This is a genomic window from Parvimonas sp. D2 (assembly GCF_035282635.1).
Taxonomy (GTDB): Bacteria; Bacillota; Clostridia; order Tissierellales; family Peptoniphilaceae; genus Parvimonas.
The window spans coordinates 1-237 of the sequence record NZ_JAYKBO010000110.1; the positions used below are offsets into that span (position 1 = coordinate 1).

Annotated in this window: 1 protein-coding gene; it reads right to left on the minus strand. The window is 61.6% G+C overall.

Annotated features, from left to right (window positions below; genetic code table 11):
* Window positions 1-154, minus strand: a 154-nt coding sequence (locus VJI77_RS07755; protein WP_323989023.1) for an Hsp70 family protein, incomplete at its 3' end; no start/stop codon positions are given.
* Window positions 155-237: the final 83 nt, after the last annotated feature.

A 237-nucleotide genomic window follows, 5' to 3' on the forward strand; every position in this document is an offset into this window, starting at 1 on the left:
TGCCGATCAGGCGCTCGCCGTCCTTGGTGAAAGCCACGATCGAGGGCGTGGTGCGCGCGCCTTCCGAGTTCTCGATGACCTTGGGCGTGCCGCCATCCATCACAGCCACGCAGCTGTTGGTGGTGCCAAGGTCGATACCAATAACTTTAGCCATGATTCCCCACATCCTTGTAAAGACAGACACCGCGCCCGGGCGGAGTTCCCCGATTGGGCGAACGCCGGTTTCGCGGCTCTTCA